This is a genomic window from Sulfuriferula multivorans, assembly GCF_003851125.1.
Lineage (GTDB): Bacteria > Pseudomonadota > Gammaproteobacteria > Burkholderiales > Sulfuriferulaceae > Sulfuriferula > Sulfuriferula multivorans.
In genome coordinates, this window is record NZ_BGOW01000015.1 from 180,827 (window position 1) to 206,078 (window position 25,252).

Annotated in this window: 25 protein-coding genes; 5 read left to right on the forward strand and 20 right to left on the reverse strand. The window is 60.6% G+C overall.

Annotated features, from left to right (window positions below; all coding sequences use genetic code 11):
- The first annotated feature begins 188 nt into the window (after positions 1–188).
- On the forward strand, positions 189–494 hold the full coding sequence (locus EI185_RS09305; RefSeq protein WP_124704863.1) for a hypothetical protein: 306 nt from the start codon (positions 189–191) through the stop codon (positions 492–494).
- A 103-nt stretch (positions 495–597) separates the two neighbouring features.
- Here EI185_RS09305 and EI185_RS09310 read toward each other — a convergent pair whose 3' ends face one another.
- The 6 genes from EI185_RS09310 to EI185_RS09330 are packed head-to-tail and all read right to left on the reverse strand — an operon-like array spanning position 598 to position 7,157.
- Positions 598–2,001, reverse strand: coding sequence for a BatD family protein (locus tag EI185_RS09310; protein ID WP_124704864.1), 1,404 nt, complete (start codon positions 1,999–2,001; stop codon positions 598–600).
- Positions 1,995–3,800 (reverse strand): vWA domain-containing protein, encoded by a 1,806-nt coding sequence (locus tag EI185_RS09315; protein ID WP_189836349.1) that lies wholly within the window; start codon positions 3,798–3,800, stop codon positions 1,995–1,997. Before EI185_RS09315 ends, EI185_RS09310 begins: the two co-directional genes overlap by 7 nt.
- Positions 3,797–4,813, reverse strand: a complete 1,017-nt coding sequence (locus tag EI185_RS09320; RefSeq protein WP_189836350.1) for a VWA domain-containing protein — start codon at positions 4,811–4,813, stop codon at positions 3,797–3,799. Before EI185_RS09320 ends, EI185_RS09315 begins: the two co-directional genes overlap by 4 nt.
- Positions 4,768–5,205, reverse strand: a complete 438-nt coding sequence (locus EI185_RS18015; protein WP_189836351.1) for a hypothetical protein — start codon at positions 5,203–5,205, stop codon at positions 4,768–4,770. Before EI185_RS18015 ends, EI185_RS09320 begins: the two co-directional genes overlap by 46 nt.
- Positions 5,202–6,179 carry a DUF58 domain-containing protein gene (locus EI185_RS09325; RefSeq protein WP_124704867.1) on the reverse strand — a complete coding sequence of 326 codons (978 nt, stop codon included), beginning with the start codon at positions 6,177–6,179 and terminating at the stop codon, positions 5,202–5,204. Before EI185_RS09325 ends, EI185_RS18015 begins: the two co-directional genes overlap by 4 nt.
- An 18-nt stretch (positions 6,180–6,197) precedes the next feature.
- Positions 6,198–7,157, reverse strand: coding sequence for an AAA family ATPase (locus tag EI185_RS09330; RefSeq protein ID WP_223247760.1), 960 nt, complete (start codon positions 7,155–7,157; stop codon positions 6,198–6,200).
- Between the two features lie 335 nt (positions 7,158–7,492).
- Here EI185_RS09330 and chrA point away from each other — a divergent pair, with 335 nt between their 5' ends.
- The gene (chrA, locus tag EI185_RS09335) at positions 7,493–8,845 is read left to right on the forward strand and encodes a chromate efflux transporter (RefSeq protein ID WP_223247761.1); all 1,353 of its coding nucleotides are present in this window, start codon (positions 7,493–7,495) and stop codon (positions 8,843–8,845) included.
- Positions 8,846–8,880: 35 nt separating this feature from the next.
- Positions 8,881–9,330: a chromate resistance protein ChrB domain-containing protein gene (locus tag EI185_RS09340; protein WP_124704868.1), complete on the forward strand. Its 450-nt coding sequence runs from the start codon at positions 8,881–8,883 to the stop codon at positions 9,328–9,330.
- A 2-nt stretch (positions 9,331–9,332) separates the two neighbouring features.
- On the opposite strand, the gene EI185_RS09345 is transcribed toward EI185_RS09340, so the two are convergent.
- The 4 genes from EI185_RS09345 to atpG all read right to left on the reverse strand — a co-directional run bounded on the left by EI185_RS09345 (position 9,333) and on the right by atpG (position 11,773).
- Positions 9,333–9,836, reverse strand: a complete 504-nt coding sequence (locus tag EI185_RS09345) for a TlpA disulfide reductase family protein (RefSeq protein ID WP_189836352.1) — start codon at positions 9,834–9,836, stop codon at positions 9,333–9,335.
- Complete coding sequence (locus tag EI185_RS18020; RefSeq protein ID WP_189836353.1) at positions 9,808–10,662, reverse strand: hypothetical protein; 855 nt, start codon at positions 10,660–10,662, stop codon at positions 9,808–9,810. The genes EI185_RS09345 and EI185_RS18020 overlap by 29 nt, the downstream gene beginning before the upstream one ends.
- A gap of 75 nt (positions 10,663–10,737) precedes the next feature.
- Positions 10,738–10,872: a hypothetical protein gene (locus tag EI185_RS18350; RefSeq protein ID WP_262982385.1), complete on the reverse strand. Its 135-nt coding sequence runs from the start codon at positions 10,870–10,872 to the stop codon at positions 10,738–10,740.
- Positions 10,873–10,909: 37 nt separating this feature from the next.
- Complete coding sequence (gene atpG / locus EI185_RS09350; protein WP_124704870.1) at positions 10,910–11,773, reverse strand: F0F1 ATP synthase subunit gamma; 864 nt, start codon at positions 11,771–11,773, stop codon at positions 10,910–10,912.
- Between the two features lie 301 nt (positions 11,774–12,074).
- Here atpG and EI185_RS09355 point away from each other — a divergent pair, with 301 nt between their 5' ends.
- Entirely contained in the window at positions 12,075–14,129 is a 2,055-nt protein-coding gene (locus tag EI185_RS09355; RefSeq protein ID WP_223247762.1) for a sensor histidine kinase, read from the forward strand.
- The gene (locus tag EI185_RS09360; RefSeq protein WP_124704871.1) at positions 14,113–14,742 is read left to right on the forward strand and encodes a response regulator transcription factor; all 630 of its coding nucleotides are present in this window, start codon (positions 14,113–14,115) and stop codon (positions 14,740–14,742) included. The genes EI185_RS09355 and EI185_RS09360 overlap by 17 nt, the downstream gene beginning before the upstream one ends.
- A 10-nt stretch (positions 14,743–14,752) precedes the next feature.
- Here EI185_RS09360 and EI185_RS09365 read toward each other — a convergent pair whose 3' ends face one another.
- From EI185_RS09365 to EI185_RS09410, 10 genes are all read right to left on the reverse strand, one after another.
- Positions 14,753–15,235, reverse strand: coding sequence for a C-GCAxxG-C-C family protein (locus EI185_RS09365; RefSeq protein WP_124704872.1), 483 nt, complete (start codon positions 15,233–15,235; stop codon positions 14,753–14,755).
- Between the two features lie 42 nt (positions 15,236–15,277).
- Positions 15,278–15,709, reverse strand: a complete 432-nt coding sequence (locus EI185_RS09370) for a F0F1 ATP synthase subunit epsilon (RefSeq protein ID WP_124704873.1) — start codon at positions 15,707–15,709, stop codon at positions 15,278–15,280.
- Positions 15,710–15,753: 44 nt separating this feature from the next.
- On the reverse strand, positions 15,754–18,843 hold the full coding sequence (locus EI185_RS09375) for a tetrathionate reductase subunit A (protein WP_124704874.1): 3,090 nt from the start codon (positions 18,841–18,843) through the stop codon (positions 15,754–15,756).
- A gap of 279 nt (positions 18,844–19,122) precedes the next feature.
- The gene (gene nrfD, locus EI185_RS09380) at positions 19,123–20,211 is read right to left on the reverse strand and encodes an NrfD/PsrC family molybdoenzyme membrane anchor subunit (RefSeq protein WP_124704875.1); all 1,089 of its coding nucleotides are present in this window, start codon (positions 20,209–20,211) and stop codon (positions 19,123–19,125) included.
- Between the two features lie 2 nt (positions 20,212–20,213).
- Positions 20,214–20,960 (reverse strand): sulfate reduction electron transfer complex DsrMKJOP subunit DsrO, encoded by a 747-nt coding sequence (gene dsrO / locus EI185_RS09385; protein ID WP_124704876.1) that lies wholly within the window; start codon positions 20,958–20,960, stop codon positions 20,214–20,216.
- 347 nt (positions 20,961–21,307) lie between these two features.
- Positions 21,308–21,628, reverse strand: coding sequence for a DsrE family protein (locus EI185_RS09390; RefSeq protein WP_124704877.1), 321 nt, complete (start codon positions 21,626–21,628; stop codon positions 21,308–21,310).
- 16 nt (positions 21,629–21,644) lie between these two features.
- Complete coding sequence (locus EI185_RS09395) at positions 21,645–22,967, reverse strand: MFS transporter (protein ID WP_124704878.1); 1,323 nt, start codon at positions 22,965–22,967, stop codon at positions 21,645–21,647.
- A gap of 18 nt (positions 22,968–22,985) precedes the next feature.
- Complete coding sequence (locus EI185_RS09400) at positions 22,986–23,720, reverse strand: MBL fold metallo-hydrolase (protein ID WP_124704879.1); 735 nt, start codon at positions 23,718–23,720, stop codon at positions 22,986–22,988.
- A gap of 123 nt (positions 23,721–23,843) precedes the next feature.
- Positions 23,844–24,509, reverse strand: coding sequence for an ArsR/SmtB family transcription factor (locus EI185_RS09405; protein ID WP_124704880.1), 666 nt, complete (start codon positions 24,507–24,509; stop codon positions 23,844–23,846).
- Between the two features lie 53 nt (positions 24,510–24,562).
- Entirely contained in the window at positions 24,563–25,081 is a 519-nt protein-coding gene (locus EI185_RS09410; protein ID WP_223247763.1) for a class I SAM-dependent methyltransferase, read from the reverse strand.
- Between the last annotated feature and the right edge of the window lie 171 nt (positions 25,082–25,252).

Here is a 25,252-nt window from a genome sequence, read left to right on the forward strand (position 1 = left end):
TGCTCATTTTATAGCCCTATAAAATATTTTTGGTAAGCTTTATTTGTCCTAAATGACCGTAGCAACGCATTGTGAGGCCAGAAATTACATGTTAGAGTATTAGCAATATTCTATATTCTTCTGTGCTAGGTCGCATTAGCACTTGGATTCCAACCGAGCACTCGCTCAGCAATTACAGGAGTTTCGCAGTGGACAAGAGCAGTTTCAAGGAAAATACGCGTTATACCATCACGTTGCGCGCAGCTGACGGCAAAATGCGTCCTGCCAATATCTACGTGTACAAAATGTTCGACACCACGATGATCGCACGCATGACAGACAGCGGCGGCCTGCTGCACAAAATTGCTTACACCGATGTACTCAAGATTGTCAAAGAAAAATCCGTGGACAAGGAAAACCAGTTTTTCATTCCTGCCGCCGTGCTGGACGAAAAGGCGTGGAAAGACCGCACCGTAATGGAACGTTACTCCTCTTCCCCCCATATGGGAAAGTAAGTCAGCTTGAGCGTTTACAAAAACGGAGCCTGGCGCTCCGTTTTTTATTGCACCTGACAGCCCGCAATACGTCAATGGCGGATTGACGCAAGTCCTGATAATTTCATCCTCCAGCGCAACTCACTCCATAGCAACACGCCTGCAACTGCTGTACCAGTTGTCGCAACGTCGTATTTTCCCCATGGTGCAGTGCCATGGCCGCCAGCCACTGGTTTAATGTGGCAGCGCGCAAGCCGCCGTCGCCCGGATCAAAATCACGCAACGCCTGACTCAACTCGCTGCAATCAGTGGCGGCCTCAATCCGCCGCAACGACGCGCGGCGCACCTGCCAGCGCTGGTATTGCCGCCAGCAAACATATGCCAGCCAGGTCACTGCAACCAGCAGCCCGGCAATTACCGCAAGCCGGGCGAGCTTGTGCCAGAGCGGATTCACTGCTGTTATGACAGGGGGCTGGATAACAACGGATTCAATACGACCACCAAGCGGATCGAAATAGGGCAACACTAGCGTCGGCAGCCGCATATTGCCTGCGCGTAGCGGCTGAAACGGCAGCGTCAGCCGCCAGGTTTGGGCCAGGGTGTTGGCGTCGCCAATCTGCTCTATTTGCGCGGGATAAAAGCGCAATGCGTCATTGTCCGTGAGCACTGGCAACAGTTTGGCCAGACCTTCTGCACTCAGCCCTGTGCCGCGCACGGTCAGTATCCAGTTCACCGGGCGATTGAGCACCAACGTACCCGTGGGAGGCCGGGATCTCACCTCGATTTTGCCGATCGGCACAAACACCGGCAGGTAGGCAGGTGCCGGCCGGGTGTCGAATTGCAGCGACGGCAGCGCATAGCGCAGTCGATTGCCAAATTTGAGCGCTTCCAGCATGGGCAAATTCACCACGCTGGAGCCAGCGCGCAACGGCATGATGGCCCAGGCCCGGCGATGCACGGTCACTGGCACGCCATTAAGCATTTCCTCGTGCTGTGACGACGCCAGTTCGCGAACATGTACGGCAGCCGGCGGTGGTAACCAAAGCGGCGACCATTGCAGGCTGCCATCGTCGTAAATGTCCAGGACCAGCCTTGCGGTCTGACGCGTGACCAGTCGCTCGGGATGCAGGGTGAGTTTGAACCACACGTGCGGCACATCAGCACTGGAGGAGCGTACCTCCAGCACCAGCGGCCGGCTGCTGGCGCCGGCAAAACGCAGCGCAGGAAACAGTATGCGTCCGCTATGCAGCGGGTACAGCACCAGCGTCATGGTTTGGCTGGTGACCTGCCGACCATGGATGGTCTGGGTCTGGGTATCGCTGGAACGGCGGTAAATATCAAAGTCCGCCTGCAGCGCGTTTAATTTCAATTCATCCAGTGACGCCCTGGCAAGTTCGGTACTCAAGGTGACGGTAACCGGTTCGCCCAGCGTAATTTCGGATTTGTCCATGTGCGCCACTAATGCCGCGCTGGCCCATGCCGGCAGGACCAGCAACATGAAGCATCCCCAGCGCAACCACTTCACCATGGCAGCAAGACTCCGTAATCCTGGTCATCGTGGCGCGCATCCAGTTGCAGCAACTGCTTCTGGATGGCTGCGTTTTTGTCTGTGGTCAGTTCAAGTTTTTTCATTGCCACGCGTGCAGCTTGACCAGACTCAGGCACAGAAGATGACGTAGCAATACGACTATTCAAGGCAGCTCGATATGCTTCCGACTGCTGGTCGGATGAATCAAATTCAGGTGGGATTTTTTTATCCGACTCCACGATAGTGACCGGCCGATCGCCGATTGCCTGATTCAGATCACCGCCGACCCGGCTGCCACGCCGCCCGAGTATGCCCGCGCTATTTGTAGCGCGTTTGCTGACCGCCGACAGCCGCCCGGCAGCGAGCGCCAGATTGGCACGGGCATTGGCGTCGCGCGGGCGCGAACTCAACACCCCCTGATACGCGTCTGCCGCTGCACGAAAATTACCTGCCGCGAAATAACTGTTGCCCAGGTTATATAGCGCATCGGCGCGCATCGGCGCGTTTTGCGCTGCCAGCATCGCGCTGGTGAATTGACCGATTGCCGCGACATAATCGCGCCGTCGATACGCCGCGGCACCGGCGCCCATGCGAGCCGGGTAACCCTGCATACGCCCATACAGCGCCTGCGCCTCGACATAATTGCCGCTACGGTAAGCAGCATAGGCCGCCTGCGCGGTGTCGGCGTCGGCGGCGCGCGCATTCGGTATCATCCCGCCCCACGCCACCATGCCTACCAATAACCAGCCCGCAACTTCAGGCCGGATGGCGCGCCACCGCAGCGGAAAATGCAGATATAGCAACAGCAACCATGCCGGCAACAGACACCATGCATACAACTCACGCCAGGTTTGCGCCGGATCTACCGGGTGCGGATTGCCGGGCAAACCCAAAATGCCGCGATCGTACAAGGCCTCCCAGTCGGCATCGCCATCCTGCACGGTTTGGTAAGCGCCGCCACCCAGGCGCGCCAGCGTGGCGAAGCCGTTCTCATCCAGGCGGCTGGTCACCGCGCTGCCGTCCTGCTCGACCACGCCGCCATCGGGCAGCGGGATGGTTGCGCCAGCAGGTGTTCCCACTCCCAGTACATACAGCGGCAGGTCAACCCGTTGCAAACTGCGTGCGGCCTCCAGTGCTGCGGCGCCCGCCGTACCGGAGAGCGCGCCGGCATCACCATCGGTAAGTAGTAGCACTGCACCGCGCTTGCCCGAGCTTTGCGCCAGCAGTGTTTGCTGCGCCAGCTTGAGCGCAGCGGCGATATTGCTGCCCGGCGTATCCAGCAGGCTGGGTTGTGCCAGCGGCAAATCGGCGCGCACAGCATCCATGTCACGGGTGAGTGGCAGCAACAGCCCGGCGCTGCCGGAAAACACGATCAGCCCGAGCCGTTCGCCATGCAGACGCGGCAACAAATCAAGCAACTTCAATCGGGCGCGCTGCAGACGTTGCGGCGACACATCCTGCGCCAACATGGAAGGCGACACATCCAGCACCACCATCACATTCAGTTCATGGTGCAACGCTGCGATCCTGTGTTCCGGTGTGGTCAGCAGCGGCAGGCGCGGCCCGGCGGCGGCACAGGCCAGCAACAGCCACGCCAATATATTGGCGACGCGGCGTCCATTGGACGCCGCGCCGAATGCACCGCGCACTGCCCATGGCAGCAGGTGCGGATCGGCATAATGCAGCACACGTCCGCGGCGCCAGTACAGCAGCGTTGCCATCAACAGCGGCTGCAAGGCCAGCACCAGCCACCATGGGTTGCGCCAGTCCAGTTGCGTCAGTTCGCCCAGACCGGTCATGCCGTCACCCGCCGTATCGCACTCAGTCGCGCCAGACTCAACAGCCCCACCGCCAGCAACAGCGGCAGCAAATACCATTCCTGCACCACCCGGCGGGTGGCGGGGCGCACGACAGTTTTTTCACGCTGGCCGATGTCATGGATGACACTTTGCAAAGCACCACGATCGCCCGCCTGATAATAACGCCCACCGGTTGCGGCAGCGATTTGCGCAAGCCCTGGTTCGCTAACGGTTTTGGCGGGTGCCTTGGGACGCCCGGCGGCAAACAGGTCGCCGCCAATCTGCACGGTGTAAATCGGCACCCCCATGTGGCGCGCCAGCGCGACTGCCTCGCCGGGGGTGATATCGCCTGCGGTACTGTCACCATCGGTAAACAGGATCAGCGCCGGGCGCAGGCGCGGCTGCGCCTGCAATTGCTTGAGCGCCAGCCCGATGGCATCACCGATGGCCGTATCGTCACCGGCAATGCCGACTCGCAGACGCGCCAGCATGGCGCTCACCAGATCCCGGTCAAACGTCGGTGGCACCAGCGTGCCGGCCACGCTGCCAAATGCAATCAGTCCGAAGCGATCGCCCCGGCGTCCTGCCACAAAACGCGTAACGATGTCTTTGAGTACAGCCAGACGTTCCACCGGCTGGCCGTCCAGTTCAAAATCGGTGATGCTCATGGTCCGGGAAGTATCCACCAGCAGCACGATTTCGCGCCCTTGCGGAGTTTCTGGCAGCCAGGCGCCGATCCATTGCGGCTGCGCCAAGGCCAGCACCAGACAGAGCTGGGCAAGCAAATCCAGCCAGCGCACAAACCGTCCGCCGGGCTGCGCGACCTGGCTGCGCGCCAGCAACTCCAGCTGGGGATGAATCAACGCCACACTGGCCGGTTCCTGGCTGACACGTTCACGCCGCCAACGCAGCACGGCAAGTACGAGCAGGGGCAATGACAAAACCAGCCAGATTGGTTGCGCCAGATTCAGCATCGGCCTGCCCGCTTCAGCCAGATGTCGACCTGGTTGCATAGGCGCATCCATTCGCCCTCTTCCAGGCCGGCTCCGGCCTGATAACGCAACGTATCCAGACGGGCTATGGCTTCTGCCCAGCCGGGGTGTTCGGCTACCGGCAAGGCAGGCGGCGGCAAGTCGGCGTTTAGCTGCTGCAGTTGCAATCCCAGCCGCAGCTCGGATGCCAGGCGATAGGCCGCCGTGTGCTGGCTTACATGGCCTGCGGCGCAAGCCTGCCGGAGTTGCTGCAGACGTTTGCGGCAGGCACGGACACCGCGCCAGCGCCAGCGCATCCATAATCCCAGCGCCACCAGCGCCAAAACCAGCCACCACGCGCTGTAGCTGGTAGCAACGAGCATCGGCCTGACCGGCTCGATGATGTCGATCAAACCGCTGGTTGGGTCATTCATGGCAGACGCATTTCTTGCAGCAGCGCATGCGGGTCGGCGTCGGCCAGCAAACAATGAAGGCGCACACCGATGCGTCGAAACAGCGCCTGCTGTGCGGCCTGACTGCTGCTGGCCTGCGCCCGATACGCCGCACGCACCTCGCGCCTGCCGGTGTCTACCCAGCAGCGCGTCGTGGAAGCCACATCCTGGAATGCGATCAGGCCGACATTGGGCAACGCCTGCTCAGTCACATCCAGCACCTGAACTGCCTGCACTTGGTGGCGGCTGGCCAGACGCAGCAGCGCAGGCATGTCCGCCTCGCACAGTGCATGAAAATCGCTGATCAACACCACGTTGGAACCGCGCGGCAATTGCGCATCCAGCCGGTCGAGCAAGGCATGCAGGAGCGGCATTGCCGCAGCAAACGCATCCGTCAACGGGGGGCATGGTGCAATCGCCGCCTGCGCCAGTTGCATTGCTCCCGCTGTACCATTGCGACAGGGCAGCGTCATCGCGTCGGGTTGCCAGAGCGTGCCGCCGATACAGGTATTGGCCCGCGCAGCGCCGAATCCGAGCGTGGCGGCAATGCGCGCGGCTTGCGCTACTTTCAGTCTGGTGCGGGTGCCGAAACGCATGCTCGGGCCGCGGTCGATCACCACATGCAAGGCAGGCTGGTGCTCTTCCCTGTAAATCTTGATGTGCGGCCGGGCGGTGCGCGCCGTGGTGCGCCAATCCATGCCGCGCACGTCGTCCCCAGGCTGATAGGGCCGCGCCTCCTCGAAATCCAGACCGCTGCCCAGATACACCGAGCGAAAATCCCCGGCGTGGCGATGCTGTGACTCCCTGAAATAGGGCGCTGCCTGTTGTGCCTGGATACGGTGCATCAGTTGGGCGAGTTCTTCTGCATCCAGCAACGGCGCGTGCGTATCCACCGCAGCGGGCCGGCCAACGCTCAGGGCAACCAGGCGCTGCCCGAGTGAGGCCAGCTTAGCCAATGATGCTTTCACAGCGGGTTAAGGGACCGGCACCGCATCCAGCAAAGCCTGGAGCAGGCTATTTCGCGACACTTTTTCCATGCGTGCGTTAAAGCTCGGGATGATGCGATGGCGCAGGCAATCCGCGGCGACCGCATGAATATCGTCCGGGATGACATATTCCCTGCCCTGCAAATACGCATGGCCGCAGGCTGCGTGGGCAATGGCAAGGGAAGCGCGCGGGCTGGCGCCGACCTCGATCATGCCGGCCTGATCCGGCAGCCAGTGCGCAATATCGCGCGTCGCGCCGACCAGGGTCACGATATAGCGTTCCAGCGCAGCGTCCAGATGAATCTTTCTCACTTCCTCGCGCGCCGCCAGCACGGTCTGCACATCCACTTTAGGCAGGGATTCCGTGTCGGCAGCATTGCCCATACGGTCGCGTTGCAGTATGCGCAACTCATCCTCCGCACTGGGATAGGTCAGCTCGACATGCAACAGAAAGCGGTCGAGCTGCGCCTCCGGCAGTGGGTAGGTGCCCGCCTGCTCCAGCGGATTTTGCGTGGCCAGGACCATGAACAGGGGCGGCAATGGCCGGGTTACGCCCCCCACCGTGATCTGGTGTTCTTGCATGGCTTCGAGCAAGGCGGACTGCACTTTGGCCGGCGCCCGGTTGATTTCGTCCGCCAGAATGATTTCATGGAACAGGGGCCCCTCGACAAAGCAGAAGCTGACTTCCTGCGGATTGTAGATATCGGTGCCGGTCAGATCGCCCGGAAGCAGATCGGGGGTGAACTGGATGCGCTGGAAACGGGCGTGAACTGCTCCCGCCAACGCTTTCACCGCCGTGGTTTTGGCCAGACCTGGCAAACCTTCCAGCAGCAGATGCCCGCCGGTCAGCAGTCCGATGACCAGCCGGTCGAGCAAGGCCGACTGACCGACAATGGTATTTTCCAGAGACTGGCGTAGCGCGATGATTTTGGGCTGATTCAGCATCATTCGTTCCTAACATTGGACAGCATGCCGCCACACGACGAAACCAGGGTGTAGTGTATTTACATTCCCAGAAACGTAACATGGTTAATGCGAACCACAATAATCCTGAAAAAATCAGTTAGCCACTGAGAACACAGAGTTCACAGAGGCAACGGGGTTCGCAGGGATGGGCGGCTTGTCGCCCAACTCGCAAAAACAATTGGTTGCCGTAAATATTGGCTTCACCCATCAGGTGAAGCGGAAAAATAGGTGGAAACCGCTTCATCTCTGTGTTCTCTGTGGCTTGAATCGCGGTTTTTAGGATAATTGCGGCATTTACACCGCCATAAAATGACAAAGTGACCACGAAAATTATTCCCACCTCCTACCCACCCGCGCCAGTCGGCTTTGGCGAATCGCTCAAATACTGGCTCAAGCTCGGTTTCATCAGCTTCGGCGGCCCGGCCGGGCAGATTGCCATGATGCACTTGGAACTGGTGGAACGGCGCCGCTGGATTTCCGAGCGGCGCTTTCTGCATGCGCTGAATTACTGCATGCTGCTGCCCGGACCGGAAGCGCAGCAACTCGCCACTTACATCGGCTGGCTGATGCACGGGGTGAAAGGCGGGGTCGCGGCGGGCGTGCTGTTCGTGCTGCCGTCGCTGCTCCTCCTGATTGCGCTCACCTGGGTCTATGTATCTTTCGGCAGCCTGCCCGTTGTGGCAGGGATTCTGTATGGCATCAAACCCGCAGTCACCGCCATAGTTGTGTTCGCGGCTTACCGCATCGGCACGCGCGCACTCAGGCATGGCGTACTGTGGGCGATTGCGGCGGCCGCTTTTGTCGCCATTTTTGCGCTCGATATCCCCTTCCCCTACATCGTGCTGGGCGCAGCGAGCCTCGGCATGGCTGGCGGCAAATTCATGCCGGACAAATTCAAGGCTGCGGGTGGCCATGGCACGTCCGGCAGGGACTACGGCGCGGCGTTGATCGATGACGACACGCCCACCCCCGGCCATGCATGCTTTTCCTGGGCACGGCTGTCAGGATTGGTGATCATTGGGTTGGTGCTGTGGGGCAGCGTGATGGCGCTGCTGTCCGGCCAGTCAACCCTGTTCACCATGGGCGGGTTCTTCACCAAGGCTGCGCTGGTGACTTTCGGCGGTGCCTATGCGGTGCTGCCCTATGTCTATCAGGGCGGTGTCGAACATTACCAGTGGCTCACCGCCCATCAGATGATAGACGGGCTGGCGCTGGGCGAAACCACGCCCGGACCGCTCATCATGGTGGTGGCTTTCGTCGGCTTCATCGGCGGCTGGAGCAAGGCGCTGTTCGGTCCCGATACGCTGTTCTGGGCCGGGGCCGCCGGTGCCGGCGTGGCGACTTTCTTCACCTTCCTGCCCAGCTTTCTGTTCATCCTGGCCGGCGGGCCGCTGGTGGAACGCACCCACGGCGACCTCAAGTTCACCGCACCGCTTACCGCCATCACCGCTGCTGTCGTGGGGGTGATCCTGAATCTCGCCGTGTTCTTTGCCTGGCATACACTGTGGCCTGCGGCGATCAAGACCGCGCCATTCTCAGGCCAGTTCGAGTGGTTTTCAGCGTTGCTGGGTGTCGCCGCTTTCATCGTCCTATGGCGCTACCAGGCCGGTGTGGTGAAAGTTATCGGCGCCTGTGCCCTGCTCGGGCTGGGTTACTCAATGCTCGCTTGAACCTGTTCAACACTCACCGGGACTGGAGGGGAACCATGAAATGGATCACCAGAGAGCATCCAAAAATCGATCGCATCGCCTGCCCGTGGCTTATTGCACGCTTTATCGATGCAGCGCCGCAATTTCTGTACGTGCCGGCAAGCGAAGTACTGGAGGTGGCCGCACAAACCGGGGCGGTTCCCTATGATATTCCCGGCGTGGAGTATGGTCATGACGGCGAACTATGCAGCTTCGATGCCTTCGTGAAAAAACACCATCTCGACGAGCCAGGATTACAACAACTCGCGCTGATCGTGCGCGGCGCGGACACCGCGCGTCCGGATCTCGCCCCCGAAGCAGCGGGTTTGCTGGCGATTTCACTGGGCTTGTCACGCTGCTTTTCGGACGACCATGAAATGCTCAGGCACGGCATGGTGATCTGCGATGCGCTCTATGCCTGGTGTCGTGAAGGACGGGCGGAAGCCCGCAACCGGCCGCCAGCTTGAAACTAGTGCGCGGGCAGCAGCGCCATGAGTTTTCCCAGGGCATCGGGCTCATCCCATTCCGTACCACCGAACATGACGTAACGCACGCGACCCTGTGCATCCACCACAAAGCTGGAGGGCAGAGCAAAGGCTTTCCACGCTTTCAATCGGCTGGCTTCGCGATCCATCAAGATGGGAAAAGTAACCGGCACCTGCTTGAGAAAAGCCTGCACGTCGCTGTTTTGTTCACCCACATTTACCGACAAAATCGCGAAAGGCTTACCGGCCATGCGTTTTTGCAAGCGCTCCATCGAGGGCATTTCCTTGAGACACGGCGGGCAATACGTCGCCCAGAAATTCACCAGGACAACTCGTCCGCGATAACTTGCAAGGTCAAATTTTTTGCCGCTCATATCGGACAGCGCGAGCGCTTTGGCCGGATAAGGCGCAACAGCATGCAAGTCGGCATCGGCCGCGTGTGCAGTAATAAAAAACAGACTAAGGATGAGGGCGAGCAGCGGGCGCATGAGGGATTCCGTGAGCGGGTGAATCTGACGCAAGCTTGCGCCAGGCATTAAACATGGTGGCGCCGAGTCGCCGGGATTCCTGGAGTTCGTGCTGGCTTTGATTCGGGCGCTCATAAAAAGCATCCCGTACCCCCGGCAAGATCGTTACGTGGACTTTGCTGCCTCCGCTTTGCAGCGCGTCTTTCAGTTTGTCCAGCCACCAGAAACGCGGGGATTGCTGCGGTTGCAACAGCGCGACACTGAGCCGGACATGGCTCGTCGCAGGCAGAAAGTGCAGCGCTTTGCCGGTGTCCACCTCTTCGACCAGATCCGGGTAGATCAGCACGGCGCCAGATATCTTGGGGGGCGATTTACCTTTTCTTACATGCGGCTCCTGCTGTAACAGCTGTACGCCATTGAGCAAGGGAATCACGTTCGTACCTGCCCCGGCAAGGTAGAGCTTTTTGCCATCGTGCAGCGCAAATTGCAGCAGGGCTTTCATGTCGGAAGCGGGCACCTTGTCGCGACTGCTACGCAGATCGGGCAGATCATATGCAGACAAACTGTCTACCAACCATACCTCCACTCCATGCGCGGCGAAATATCTGGCTGCGGCTTGCTCATAGCGTTGTTCGCCATACTCGGCCCCCATCCATAACACCCGGTTCCGGCCTTGTGCCGGATAAACGCTGTAACTCAACACCGCACCGGATGGCGATTCCCAACGCTTATTTTGCGCATGCGCAGCTGCCTGTACCTGGCTGCTGCCCAATGCAGTCAGTAGCAACAGACTGACCAGCATGCCATACAAGACGCGATTTAATTCATTAAAAACCGGAAACTTCATAAGAGATCTGCAGAGCATAGCGACGTTATAGGCAAAGTAACTGCTCTGATGTTTAGTCGCAATGGTACACACTGCTCAGGGCACGGTTTCTCCGGCCCTGCGCTTTACATCCAGGAGCTTGCCTTCTTCCATATCCTGCTCGCGGATAGCCAGGCCGGAAAAGATCAATTCCTCGATGCTCACCACGTCCACATGGATAGTCATTGCCATGGTGGTTTTCCCCATTGGTCCGTTATGGCTGGATCAATTAAACCGCGGCGGCGCCGCCGACAATCTCGGAAATCTCCTTGGTAATCGCCGCCTGCCGGGTTTTATTGTAAATCAGCCGCAACTCGTCGAGTACGTGGCCCGCATTCTCTGTCGCCGCTTTCATCGCCACCATGCGTGCACCCTGTTCGGAAGCCATGTTTTCCGCCACCGCCTGGTAGATCAATGCCTCCACATAACGCCTGAGCAATTCATCCACAATGGTTTTGGCGTCCGGTTCATAAATGTAATCCCAGTGCCCATAGGGACTGGCGAGCTGCTCACCGCTGAGCGGCAGCAGTTGCTCCAGCACCGGTTCCTGTTTCATGGTGTTGATGAAGCGCGTATAGCAGATGTAAAGCGTGTCTATCCGACCTTCGCTATAGGCGTCCAGCATGGTTTTCACCGGCCCAGCCAGCCTTTCCATGTGCGGCGTGTCGCCCAGTGCAACAGCGTACGACACGACGTTGGCTCCCATCCGCCGCAGGAAACCGAAGCCTTTGCCACCGATGGCGCAAACCTCCAGCGCCATCTTCTGCTCCTCCCGTTCCTTCATGTGGTTAAGCGCCAGGCGCAGCGCATTGGTGTTCAGGCCACCGCACATTCCCTTGTCGGCGGTGATCAGTATCAACCCGGCGTGGTTTGCCTTTCCACGTGCGACCAGGAATGGGGATTTGTATTCCGGATGTGCGTGGCTCATATGCGCAGCCACATTGCGGATCTTTTCACCGTAGGGACGCGCAGCGCACATGCGATCGCGCACCTTGCGCATTTTGGATTGCGCCACCATTTCCATGGCGTAGGTGATCTTTTGCATGTTCTGCACAGTTTTGATCTTGGTCCGGATTTCCTTGAGGCCAGCCATTCGTCGTTATCTCCAAACAAAAAGTCTGCTCGCGGATGCGAACAATGCCACCGTATTGAGAAGATCGAGGCGGGTGCTCAACCGTCTGACAAGACGATTCCCTTCATAAGCGCCATCTGCTGCGAACTGGGCAATGTCACCCGGTGTCTGCTCGATCATTCTGTCGACCGGCATTGCAAAAGTGTATCGTCGGACATGTTCGGACTCCTCCTCGAGAATGCACTTGTAGAGTAAGCGCACCAGGACCATGCCGCCAGTGGACAGATCATGTACCCGGCTAGGTACTTTTCCTTAGGAATGAATGTGGCTGGAAGTTTTCGGGCCGTTTAGAGAATACCGGCGGCTCATTGCAGATGGCCATTACGTCACCAGGATGCTGCATTCGGGTCGGGGCAACCCGGTATGCCCGTCGGATTACTCGGCGTTGCTGAAAGAACTTCTCTACAATTGTGAAGGTTTGCGCGCTGCAGACGGATTTCGGGAACATGAATTGATGGCATGGATGGGACAGAGGGAAGTGGCGATAAACGGCTCGAGCGCTGCATTGGTGCTCGAACAGTACCGGCAGACCCATGGGCGGGTAGTCCTGTTTCTAAGCATTGTGGCGGCCGTGCTGACACTGTTGCTCGCTGCGCCTGCGCAGGCCAGCCCGCCAGTGCGGATCGGCGTCCTCGACTTCCTCGGCTCCGATGCCGCTTTTTCCGACTGGTCCCCGATGGTGGCGCACCTCGAAACGGCCCTACCGAAGCGGCGTTTCGTTCTTGCTTATTACGACGTCCCCGGCCTGCGAGAAGCCGTGCGCCGGCAGGAGGTGGACTTCGTGATTACCAACAGCGGCCAGTATGTGGCCCTGGAATCGGAATTCGGTGTCAGCCGCATCGCCACCCTGGAGTCGCCTGGCGTGCCCTCCCCCTCGCAGGCCATCGGTTCGGCGGTGATCGCCCGCGCCGACCGGCGCGACCTGAACGTGCTGTCTGATCTCAAGGGCAAGCGTGTGGCCGCCGTCGGCGAGGATGCGTTCGGCGGTTTCCAGGTGGCCTGGCGCGAGTTCCGGCGCCAGGGCGTCGAGCCGGAGGATTTCGCGCGCCTCGACTTCCTCGGCTTTCCCATGCCGCGCATCGTCACGGCCGTGGCCCGCGGCCAGGCTGACGCAGGGATCGTGCGCGCCTGCCTGCTGGAAGAACTGGCGCGAGCCGGAACCATCCGGCTCGCCGACTTCAAGGTGCTCTCGCCGCGCCGGGTGACAGGCTTCGCCTGCGGCCTGTCGTCCGATCTTTACCCGGATTGGCCCATCGCCACCCTGCGCCATACCGATCTGCACCTGGCCAAGGCAGTGGCGACGGCACTCCTGTCGATGCCGGCATCTCCCAAAGGCTACGCCTGGACGGTGCCGGCGGATTACCGGGAGGTGCACGAACTGTACCGGGATTTGCAAATCGGCCCCTATGCCTACCTGCGCGAGACCACTCTGCAAGCACTGGCACGCCGCTATTGGCCATTCATGTTGCTTTTTTTCGCGGCGCTTGCCGGCTGGGTCGTGCACACCGTTCGCGTCGAGCAACAGGTCCACGCCCGCACGACGGCGTTGCGTCAGGCGCTGGCGCAACGGGATGCGGCCGAGGCGGGGATGCGTGCGCATCAGGAGCAATTCGACCATTTGTCCCGCCTGTCGATCCTGGGCGAGCTGTCCGGCACCCTGGCACATGAATTGAACCAGCCGCTGACCGTCATCGCCAACTACGCCCAAAGCCTGGTACGCCGGCTCGACAGCGGCCGCTACACGCCCGCTGTGCTGGCCGAGGCGAGTCAGGAAATCGCCACCCAGGCAGAGCGCGCCGGCGGCATCGTGCACCGCATCCGCGCCTTCGCCCGCAAGCGCGCCGCAGTGCGCGAGCGGCGCCCGCTGGCCGAGCTGGTGCGGGGGGCCGCCGCTCTGTTCGGCGGCATGCTGCCGGGCGCACCGCACATCGACATCGCCGACCGCCTGCCGGCTGGCACGCAGGTTGAGGCGGATACCGTGCAAGTGGAGCAGGTTCTCCTCAATCTGCTGAAAAACGCCGCCGACGCCATGCAGGGCCTGCCGCCCGACGAGCGCGCCATCGAGGTTACGCTGGAGCGCGAGGGGCGCAACTACCGGATTTCCATCCGTGACCATGGCGCCGGCCTGGCGCCGGCGTCCGCCCAGCACCTGTTCGAACCTTTCTTCACCACCAAGCCCGACGGTATGGGGCTTGGCCTGTCGATCTGCAAAACCATAATCGAGGCCCACGGCGGACGGCTGTGGGCCGAGGCCAACGCCGGCGCGCCCGGCATGACGTTTATTTTTACCCTGCCCGCCGATGACCTCATCACTTGACCAAGTTCTGATCCATATCGTCGACGACGACGCGGCGCTGCGCCGCTCCCTGGTGTTCCTGCTCGACTCGGTCGGCTGGCGCACCCAGGCCCACGCCAGCGCCGAGGAATTCCTGGCCACCTACCAGCCGGGTGCGCCCGGCTGCCTGGTGCTGGACATCCGCATGCCCGGCATGAGCGGGCTGGAGCTGCAGCAGGTGCTGCGCGCCCAGGGCCGCACCTTGCCGATCATTTTTATCACCGGCCACGGGGATATCTCGCTGGCGGTGCAGGCCATGAAGCAGGAGGCCTGCGATTTTCTGGAAAAGCCATTCAAGGACCAGGTGCTGCTCGATGCGGTGACCCAGGCGGTGCGCCGCAGCTCCCGGCAACTGGCGGCGGAGCGGCGCCACGACCAGGCCCATGCACTGCTGGAACGGCTGTCGCCGCGCGAGCGGGAGGTGGCGCTGCGGGTGGCGCACGGCCTGCCCAACAAGCTGATCGCGCGGGAGCTGGACATCAGCGAAAAGACCGTGCATGTGCATCGCCAGCACGTGATGGAGAAAACGCACACCGGTTCCGCCGCCGAACTGGCGCGCCTGATGCTGCGCGCCGACCCGGCCGACCCGGATTGAGGGAGCGCGCTTAGAGCATTTCTATTACCCACTTGGTAACCGTGCCGGTTGCGTGAGCGCATTGATTCCCGCGTGCCTCGTCAAATGCCTTATATGCTTCGGCATTCCACATGTCATAGGTTCGGCCGGTAAACTGTCTCTGCAGTTCCTCGCAGGTGATGCCGCCAAACTCTGCCCGGAACCGCTCCACAAGTTCTTTGTTTTTTTTGAAATTATTGATACAACGGCCTTTATCGAGCTTGTCGCGGTCACGGCCGAATTTCGCACTCAGCGCCAGCAGCCCGCCTGTCAATGCACCGCAAGCACCTTGCGCCATCAACCCGCCACCGCCGGAAAGTCCATGACTGGCTTTGATCGTGCTGTCATCAATAATGCCAACGCTTTCCTGAACGGCGGCCAGAACACATTGCGGACAACAGCCATAAGCCAACTCGTACTGCAGGGCCTTGTGGTAGGCATTCTGCGCAAGCTCCCGTTTTTCTTCCGTATTCATGCCGGCCTCCTGAATCCCATGCGCCAACCTGGCGATTTGACCTTAAAGCCCCTTCTTGCTGTGGCGCAATTTCTGAACGCCCTGCAGATGCGCAAGCGCTTTTGCCAACTCCACTTCCAGCTTTGCATACTCCATCGCCGTGACGCGGTTTTTCATGGTTTCTTCGACCTTGCGCTTTTCATCCCATAGCTTGCCTTCTTCCATGGTCTTCTCACGGATAGCCATGTCGGAAAGAATCGTCACTCCCTGGGGCTGTACCTCCAGCATGCCGCCGGAAACGTAAACCACCTCCTCCTGCGCCTGGTGCGGAATTTTCAGTCGCACGACGCCGGGTTTGAGGCGGGCGATCATTGGCGCATGCCTGGGGTAAATGCCGACCTCTCCCATTTCCGCCGGCGCGACGACGAACTCCGCCAGGCCGGAAAAGATCAATTCCTCGATGCTCACCACATCCACATGGATAGTCATTGCCATGGTGTTTTTCCTCTATTGCCTGCTATAAGCCCCACGGCGGCCTCCTAAGCGCGCGCGACGCTGGCCGGCAGGCCGTTGCGCACCGAGGTCCCCGACACCGCGTCCACCCACACCGACTTGCCCTGACGCGTAGGGTCCGCCAGCCCCAGGTCGTTGAGGTTGACGCCGGCACCGATAGCCGGCTCGTCCGGCTGGCGCGCACCACCGATGCGGTGCGCGCGGGCGCCCAGTTCCTTGTGGCCGAAGCCGTGCTCGATCGCCAGTACGCCGGGCATTACGCCAGCATGCACGATCACCCGGCCGCGCACGCTGCCGCCGGGGGTGCGGATCACCGCGGCGTCGCCGCTTTCCAGCCCGAAGCGGGCCGCGTCCGCCGGGTGCATCAGTACCGGGTTTTCCGGGTGGATGCCGCGCAGCCGCGAGGCGGCGATGGAATAGGAATTCTGCAGCGCCGACTTGAAGCTGACCAGTTGCAGCGGCCACTCGGCTTCCGGATAAAGCTTGCGCATCGGCGTGCCGTCGGCGAACACCGGTTCGGTCCAGGTAGCGCAGCCGGTGAAGCGTTTGCCGGTGATGCTGTTTTTTGTCGCACCCAGGTTTTCGTTGTAGATCTGCAAGCCCTTGTCGTAGCGGTGGGTCATCCATTCCGGATTGTCCTCATCATAGGTTTCCTTGGCAGGCTGATAGCGCCCGCCGCGGGCCAGGATGAAGGCCACCTTGCGCACTTCCTCCGGCTTCAGGGTGCGTTCCAGCAGCGGCCGCAGACGCTCGACGCCGGACAGCAGGATATCCTCGTCGCTGGCGTCCGCCACCGGTTCCTTGCCGAGCCAGGCGATGTTCGCGCCGCCCCGCAGATACCAGTCTTCCGGCCGCTCCAGCGGATAAGTGTTGCCCTCCATGTCGGCGATCGCGCCGGGCCCGAAACCGGGCAGCGCCATGGCCTTGGCCAGGGCGATGAAAAAGGTTTCCACGCCGATTGCCTGGCCGTCCGCCAGCTTGTCCGCCTTCGGCTCCACCACCGGCCAGCGCGCGGTGCTGGCCTTGGTCGGCACCGCGCCCCAGGCCGAGCCCCAGCCCCAGCTCTCGTACAGCAGCGCGTCGGGCACGATGTAATCGGCGAAGGCGTTGCTCTCGTTGATCAGCGGATCGATGGAAACAATCAGGGGGATTTTTTTCGGATCCGCCAAGTCCTTTTCCACCTGCGCGCGCAGGCCGGGGATTCCGTAGACCGGGTTGGCACTCCACAGGAACAGCGCCTTGATGCCATACGGGTATCCGTTGGCGGCACCAGTCAGCCACTCGGTGGCCAGGGCCGGCGCATTCGGAAACCACGGTGCCTGGGCCGGATAGGCCTTGCCTGCCGCCTTTTTCGCGGCGAACTCGGCGGTTTTCTCGTACGGCACGTTGCGCCCCAAAGGGACACCGGAGGGCTTGATCATGCCGGGGAAAGCTGCCAGGTTGTAGCGCGGGCCGGCACCATCATCCTTGAAGCCGCCGCCGTTCATCGCCAGTCCTCCCTTCCAGTTCAGGTTGCCGATCAGGGCGTTCAGGGTCACCACGCCGTAGGCGTTGTAGAAACCGTTGCCGGCCATCATGCCGCCGTGGGCGATCGCCGCCGCGCGCTTGCCGTGGCTGGAGAATTCCCTGGCCAGACCGGTGATGGTGGGTGCCGGGACGCCGCAGGCGACGGCGTATTCGTCAAGGCTGCGGGCGAAAACCTGCTCGCGCAGTAATTGCAACGAGGATTTGACCTTGAGCGGCTGGCCGCCGGCCTCGACCGTGCTGTCCACCAACAGTTGTGCCGGCCCGGCGGCCTTGTCGTGAAACACGGGATGTCCATCGGCGTCGAGCACTACGAATGGGTCACCTTCCTTGTAGCGTGTCTCTTCGGTCAGCGCCAGCCCCAGATCGGAACCACGCAGGAATCGCCCCTGGCGCGGATGGCCAGGTTCGGCGATGACCAGATGGGTGGCATTGCTCCAGGATGGCTCGCCGGCCGCCTGCGCCACCACAGGGTTGGGGTGGGAAAGGTGTTTCGCGTCGTAGCGCTGGTTCTCGAACAGCCAGCGCATCATACCCATTACCAATGCGCCGTCGGTACCGGGTTTGATCGGAATCCAGCGCGCGCGCTCGCCGGCGGCAAGGTTGCTGGCGTTGGTCAACACCGGATCCACCACCACGTAGTTCAGCTTGCCCTCGGTGCGGCCCTTGGCCACCATTGCCCCCTGCAGTTTGAAAGGATTACCCGCCTGGCCGGGGGCGGTACCGATGAAAAGAGCGAATTCCGTATTGGCGAAATCCGGCTTGCCGTGGGGCATTTTCTTCATGTCGCCAAACAGCGCGCCGGAGCCGGAGCGGTAGGCGCCGCCGCAATAGGAGCCGTGACCGACAACATTCAGCGTGCCGTAGGCCTGCTGCATGAAACGCTTGCCGAAGGCCAGTCGACCGTCGTTGAAGTTAGTGAAGAGGGCCACCTGGTTGACTTTCGGCCCCAGCTCAGGACGCTGCGGGTCGATCGGGGTGGTCAGGTCGCGCAGGGTTTTCAGACCTGCGACCTGCCCTTCTCCGAACAGGTTGCCGCCTTCGGTCAATTCCCGCACCAGCTGTTCGAATGGAATCGGTTTCCACTGTCCCGAATTGCGCGGGCCGACCCGCTTCATCGGGCGCAACACCCGGAACGGCGAGTCCATCTGCTCCAGTACCGCATTGCCGCGGCCACATGCTGTTGAGCGTCCCGCCAGACCTTTGTCCTGGAAACGGGAAAGGGCGACGAAGCTGTCCCGGATCGACGCCTTCATTGGCAGGTGCGGCACGGTGGACAGCGGGCTGTAAGGGTTGCCGGCGACGCGCAGCACCTTGCCGCTGGCGCGGTCGATGCGTACCCGTACGCCACACATGGTGGTGCAGCCGAGACAAGCGGTATAGCTCACCTGCTGCGCCAGGTTCAGCTTCAGTGTCCCGGTTTCCGGATCGATTTTGAACTCCGGTTCGAGGGAGGCGCCGTAGAATTGGCTCTTCGGCTGATTGTGGTCAAGCAAGGGGCTGAGCATGCGCTTGGCGGTGGCGCTGAAGCCGGCGCCGAACGCGACCAAGCCACCGGCGATGAGAACCTTGCGACGATTGTTGGTAGTCATGACATTCTCCTTAGGACTCGTTAATGAATAACTTGGACATGCGCTGGGGTCACTTTGAGCGCAGACCAAGGCGCAAGACGTGCGGTTGTGTCATTCACAACAAGCGGCTTGCAACGCCGGGATGCGCTCAAAGCGACCCCAGCCCGGAGGGTTGCTGCATATTCGTGTGTCTGCGGCGTTGCGAAACTTGCGAATGGAATGACCATTCGCTGCGTTTCGCGCCTTGCATCCATCACGAATACGCAGCAACGTATGTTCAAGTTATTCATTAACGAGTCCTTAAGCTTGGACGCGGCGTTGGCCGGCCCAGGGCAGAACTGAGATAAGGATGATCAGAACAGCGATCCACAACCCGGCGGTGCCGAGGATGCCGAGCATGCCGTCCTGGCCGAGGGGAAGATGGTAATCGTGGTAATAACCGGCGCCGGTTTTGGGGATTTCCTGGCCGCCGATGAACACCGTCCAGCGCATCATCCAGGCACTGTGCAGGGCGATCAGACCAGCCGCCAGGCGCCAGGCGGGATGCCGGACGGCAAGCCAGAGCGTGACCATGGCGCTACCGGCGGCCCACACGGCGGTGATCTGCCATGCGCTCGAGGGCGCCACTTGCGCCAGCGCGTTGGCGTGAGTCGGAGACAGGCCGGTTACGCCCAGCAGCAGCCATGCAGCGCCAACAGCCAATACCAGTATCTGGGTCGCCGCCAGCAGGCGCAACAGGTGGGCTCCCTGCGCTGCGTGGCCGTCGCCGATGGCGCGGTCCAGCACCAGCACCAGGCCGATGGCTCCAGCCACGGCGGTGATGAAGAACTGCACCGGCAGAAGCGGCGTATCCCAGAGGGGCCGGGCGTGCACCACCATCACTTCCATGCCGGTGTAGAGCGCCACCAGCGCGGCGCCGGTCAAGGCAAGCACGGCGGCGATGCGGATCGCCCCCAGGCTGTCATGGCCGCCGTAGGCAAACGCCCGGTAAACGCCCGCCCAGCGTCCGCCGGCATCGGCCAGACGCTTCAAATCCGGGCGCAGTATCAGCCAGGTATAGAGCGCCAGCCCGCCCAGGTAGAGTGGGATGAAGAAGGCGCCCCAGGCCATCCAGGAGCCGAAATTGGGGTGCAGGTAGAAATTGAGAAAGCGGCCGGGCTGGTGCAGGTCCGCGAGCAGGGCCACGGGTGCGGTCAAGCCGCAGGCCAGCGCGCCCAGCAAGGCCAGACGGCTCGCCCGCTCCCAGGCGGGCCGGCGCAGCGCGAACCAGGGCATAGTCAGCAGAAAACAGCCCACGGACAGGCCGATCAGGAAAAAATACTGGACCGCCCAAGGCAGCCACGACACTTCGCGGGCCACGTTGACGACTTCGACAATGGATGTGCTCATGATCAACCTCCGTGCTCACTCGGCCGCCACAGGGCGGCCTGGCCCTCGACACGCCCCTGGAAACGGGGATCGAGGCCGATGTAAAAAACGTTGGGGTGGGTGCCGGATTCGGGCTTGAGCACCTTGACCGCGTTGGGTTCCGTGCGTTTGGCGGCGTCCAGCCTGCGTCGCAGCTCACCTTTGGGATCGTTCAGGTCGCCGAAGATGCGCGCGCCGCCGACACAGGTTTCGACGCAGGCGGGCAGCAGACCAGCGTCGACCCGGTGCGCACAGAAGGTGCACTTGTCGGCCTTGTTCGTATCGTGGTTGATGAAGCGCGCGTCGTAGGGGCAGGCCTGAACGCAGTAAGCGCAGCCCACGCAGCGGTCGCCGTCCACCACTACGATACCGTCGTCGCGCTTGAAGGTGGCACCCACCGGGCAGACCGGCACGCAGGGGGGATTGTCGCAATGGTTACACAGGCGCGGCAGCACGTAGGTGCCGACCTGGGTATGGCCGTCCACCTCCTGCGTTACGGCATAAGTGGAGACGATGGTGCGGAAGCTGTTCACCGGCACCGCATTTTCCATGATGCAACTGACGGTGCAGGCCTGGCAGCCGATGCACTTGCGCACATCCACCAGCATCGCCCAATGGTGTTTACCTTCGGCAGCGCTGGCGCTATTCAAGGGCAGCGCCGCGCCGGCAGTAATCGCCGGTAGCGCCCGCAGAAAGGCGCGGCGGGATTGGAAAAGCGTATCGTCGGACATGTTCGGACTCCTCTTCGAGAATGCACTTGTAGAGTAAGCGCGCCAAGACCATGCCGCTAGTGGAGGGATCGTGTACCCGGCTAGGTACTTTTCCTTAGAGAGTGATGTGGTTGGAGATTTTCGGGCCGTCTGAAACCTGATGAGACGGTTTTACTTGAGAGGCGGATGTCTATGAGAGAAAACCGGCCCGCTGGGAGCCGGGCGGTGTTCCTGAATTTCACTGCGAAGCTGGAGTACCCGCAGTCGCGAGGGATCAGGGGCTGGGAAGGATTTTGCCTACCGCACGACACAAGCTGCAATTCCAGGCTGCTTGCGAAAGGGCATTCATTTCTCTTCGACCCGTCGTGCTAAAAAGTCAGCACCTTGTCACTGTCGCGTGCAATCCGATACAGATCCTGCATGGTGGAAATCTCGCAAACGCCGGTATCCGTGCTATCCCGCAGCTTCAGACAGGTGCCACATGCCTGTATCCTGCCACCCGCCGCAATGAACTGATCCATGGCTTCCGTTACCTTGAATTTTTCGTTGTCCAGGCTGCTGCATTCCACGCCCTTGGCCAACAAAAAAGCCGCAACTACATCCCCCTCCTTCAAGGCAAACACACCCAAACGGAAGGCATTCCACACCGTTTCACTATCGGTGGAATAAATCACCAGACCGAGCTTCATGACATTCCCCTTTCGTTTAGAGCTTGTCCGCCGGATTCAACCGCGGATGCGTTTCCTCGCCCCATATCCATACGATCAAACCCGAAACCAGCATGGCGATGGTCACAAACCAGAATCCGGAGTTGATGGCACCGCTCAGGTTCGCCACCAGTCCCAGCGCCAGCGCGCCGATGCCGTAGCCGAGGTCGCGCCAGAAGCGGTAAATGCCGATGGCTGAACCGCGCCAGTTGGGATGCGCAATATCTGCCACTGCGGCACTCAAGTTTGGGTAGAGCAATGCCATACCGAAACCCGTCACGGCTGCCGAGAACGACCACCATAAAATACTTTCACCCATGAGCATCATGCCCACGCCCGCGCCGCAAATCCACATCCCCCACACGATGGGCTTCTGCCGGCCGATGTGGTCGGACAGTTTGCCGGTGACCAGCTGCGAGCCACCCCAGACGAACCCATACACGCCCACCACCCAGCCAATGTTGGGAAGGCTCAAACCATGCTGATAGAGATAAAGCGGGTAGAACACCCAGACCAGCGCATCCACGAATTTTTCCACCAGTCCGGCCTGGCTGATGACGGCCATGCGCCTGTCGCGCCAGGACATCAGGGTGAATACCTCCCAGGTGGTGGGATTGTCGGAAATGTTATGGGGAAAGCGCGGTTTCGGCCCTTTTGATTGACCCGCAGCATAGCGTGCGCCTTCTGCCTTGGCCCAGGGCAGCGTATCTTTGACCCAGAACAAGGTCAGCGCGATTGCCAGCACGATCACCACCAGGCCAAAGATGAGCAGTCCCTGGCGCGCTCCAAACGCAGTCGCCATATAACCGGTGATGATGCCGGCGATGGCCACCCCCACGTAGCCGGAAAATTCATTCAAGCCGATGGTGAGGCCGCGCTGGTCGGCACGGGTGATATCCAGCTTGGAGGTTTGGGTCATGGACCAGGTGAGTCCCTGGTTGACGCCCAGCAATACCGTCGCCGCAACAATCCAGCCCCAGCTCGGGGCATACAGGATCATGAACGGGATAGGCAACGCCGACAGCCAGCCCAACAACAATACCTGCTTGCGGCCGATGCGTTCAGACAAACGTCCCGCCACGAAGTTAAGCGGACCCTTGACGAAACCGAACGCCACCACAAACGCCATGAGCAGCAGGAACGAACCCTTCGGCACGCCGAATTCGGACTCCGCCAGGGCCGGTACTACGGTGCGCATCATGCCCAGCGTCAGCCCAACCAGCAGTACCTGGAACAACTGGTGTAAAAATTGCACCCGATTGTGGCCGATGCCGTGACGATAATCCTGATAGCTTGCCTGGTGCGAAGTCGAAGCGCTCATCAAATCATCCCTGTCTCATCAGGCCGCGATATTCGCCGCCACCATTTTGTCCATCTCTGCTGGCCGCGGCGGAATTTCGCTGGTGAGATAGCTCACGAACTCATCCATGGCGGTGATATGCAGCCCAGGATTGAAGCGTTTTTCGAAACCGATGGTGGAAGACGGCTTGCCGGAAATGCCCGCGCCGCATGCGCTACCTGCCTGGTGGCCGGGGAAGATTTCGGTCTCGTCCGGCAGAGTCAGCAGCTTGGCGTGAATGCTGTCGAACAGCATGGCGGCCATCGCCTTTTCGCGCCCGGCAAGATCAGGGCGGCCGACGCTGCCCACGAACAGGGTATCGCCGGTAATCACGAACCAGGGTTGTTCACCGCGGCGCTTGTCGGTCACTGCAAGGCAGATGCTGTCCATGGTATGGCCGGGGGTATGCAGCACCTTGGCCACCACATTCCCGGCCTCGATGACGTCACCGTCATGGAGGGGATGAAACGGAAATTGCACCACCGAAGCATCGCTTTCGTGCAGGCAATAATGCGCGCCCACCATTTCGGCCAGCTTTCTGCCGCCGGAATAATGGTCGGCGTGAACATGGGAGTCGATCACGTGGCTGATCGTGACATTGGCCTTTTTAGCCTCTTCGATGAACCATGCCTCGTCGCCCGCGACCACGTCCACGGCAATGGCCTTGCCAAGGGTGCCGCAGCCGAAGAAATAGGAAAGTGAAGACTCTTTAGTAGCTAGCTGTTTGAAAAACATGGGTTCCTCCGTGAAATATTTCTGATCAAAAATTAGTATTCAAACGAATATTTGAATAATGGACAAAAAATATACCCAAGTCAACCAAAAAAAGAAGGTAAACCGGAAGAGATCAAAAAGTATTTAGTTTTTTTCCACCGGCAACAGGTCTGCTTTCCACTCCGGGTATCCATCTTCCAGGCGGCGTGCCTTATATCCCTGGCTGCGCAGCTGGGAGACCGCCTCATACGCGAACATGCAATAAGGCCCTCGACAATAGGCAACCACCTCCTGGTTCGTCGGCAACTTGGCCAGATGCTTGGACAGGCTGTCCAGAGGGATACTGATTGCACCTGCAATATGGCCTGCCTGGTATTCTCCTGCCGGCCTGACATCCACCACCACCGCTTCGCCACTGCTGACCAGTTGCAACAATTCTTCACGTTTGACGGGTTTCAGATCATCCAGACGGTCAAAATTCTCCCGGACTATGCGCTCGACTTCGGCAAGATGGCGTTCAGCTAAACGGCGCAATCCGCTCAAGATGTTGGGAATCTCGGAATCATTGAGGCTATAGATAACCTGCAACCCCTCCTTGCGAGATTGCACCACGCCGCTGTCACGCAGTATTTGCAAGTGATGGGAGGTATTTGCCACCGGTATCCCGGTGGCATTCGCCAGCCCTTCTACACTGCGCTCACCCTGCGCCAGCGCCTCAAGCAACTCAAGGCGACTGGGACTGGCCATGGATTTGGCCACCTTGGCAAAATGCTCATAAAGCTTCTTTTTAGGAGAAATAGGCACAGACATATAAAAATTAGGCGCTCAAAAACGAACAGTGATTGATAATTTACTGGCAACACTCAGACTACATCCGCTGTCACTACAAAAAACGAACCCAGCGGCAGACTGGCAGGCAATACACTTTCCAGTTGCTGTGCAATCCAGCCGCCTCCCGGTACAAAAATCGAAAACGCCATACGCAGATTCCGCACCGGCTGGCCGGCGAACAGTTCGCGTACCTGTGCCGCGGTATGCCAATGTGCGCCGCGATAAGCGCCCTGTCCGCCGCCGCGACCCTTTTGCCAATAAAGCAGACTATGCCGGTTCAACAAGCCCAGCGCAATCCGGCGCCGGGCCACCCGCAGCATCTCCGCGAGTGCAAGGCGCTGGTCGGGGATAAAACACAACGCAGTGACCGCCATCACCAGGTCAAAGCCGCCAGCAGCGAAAGGCAGTGCAAGCGCACTGCCGTTTACATAATTTTCCGTACCTACAGCATGGCGTTCGGCAAACGCCAGCCAGTCCCGGTTCGGATCCAGTCCGGTAACGGCAGACTGGCTCCCTCGCGCAAACCGACGGGTGAAAAACCGGTACCGCAACCGACATCCAGCAGGCTCTCTGCGGATTGTGGCCCGAGCATGCGTCGTAACAGATCGGATTCAGTTTCCCCGACCCAGCGCCCACGAGGCGTCTGGTACCACGCGTCATACTCAGCCGCCTGCATCGCGCCTCCCTGAAGCCATTTAAGATTTTTGTGGATATACCGATAA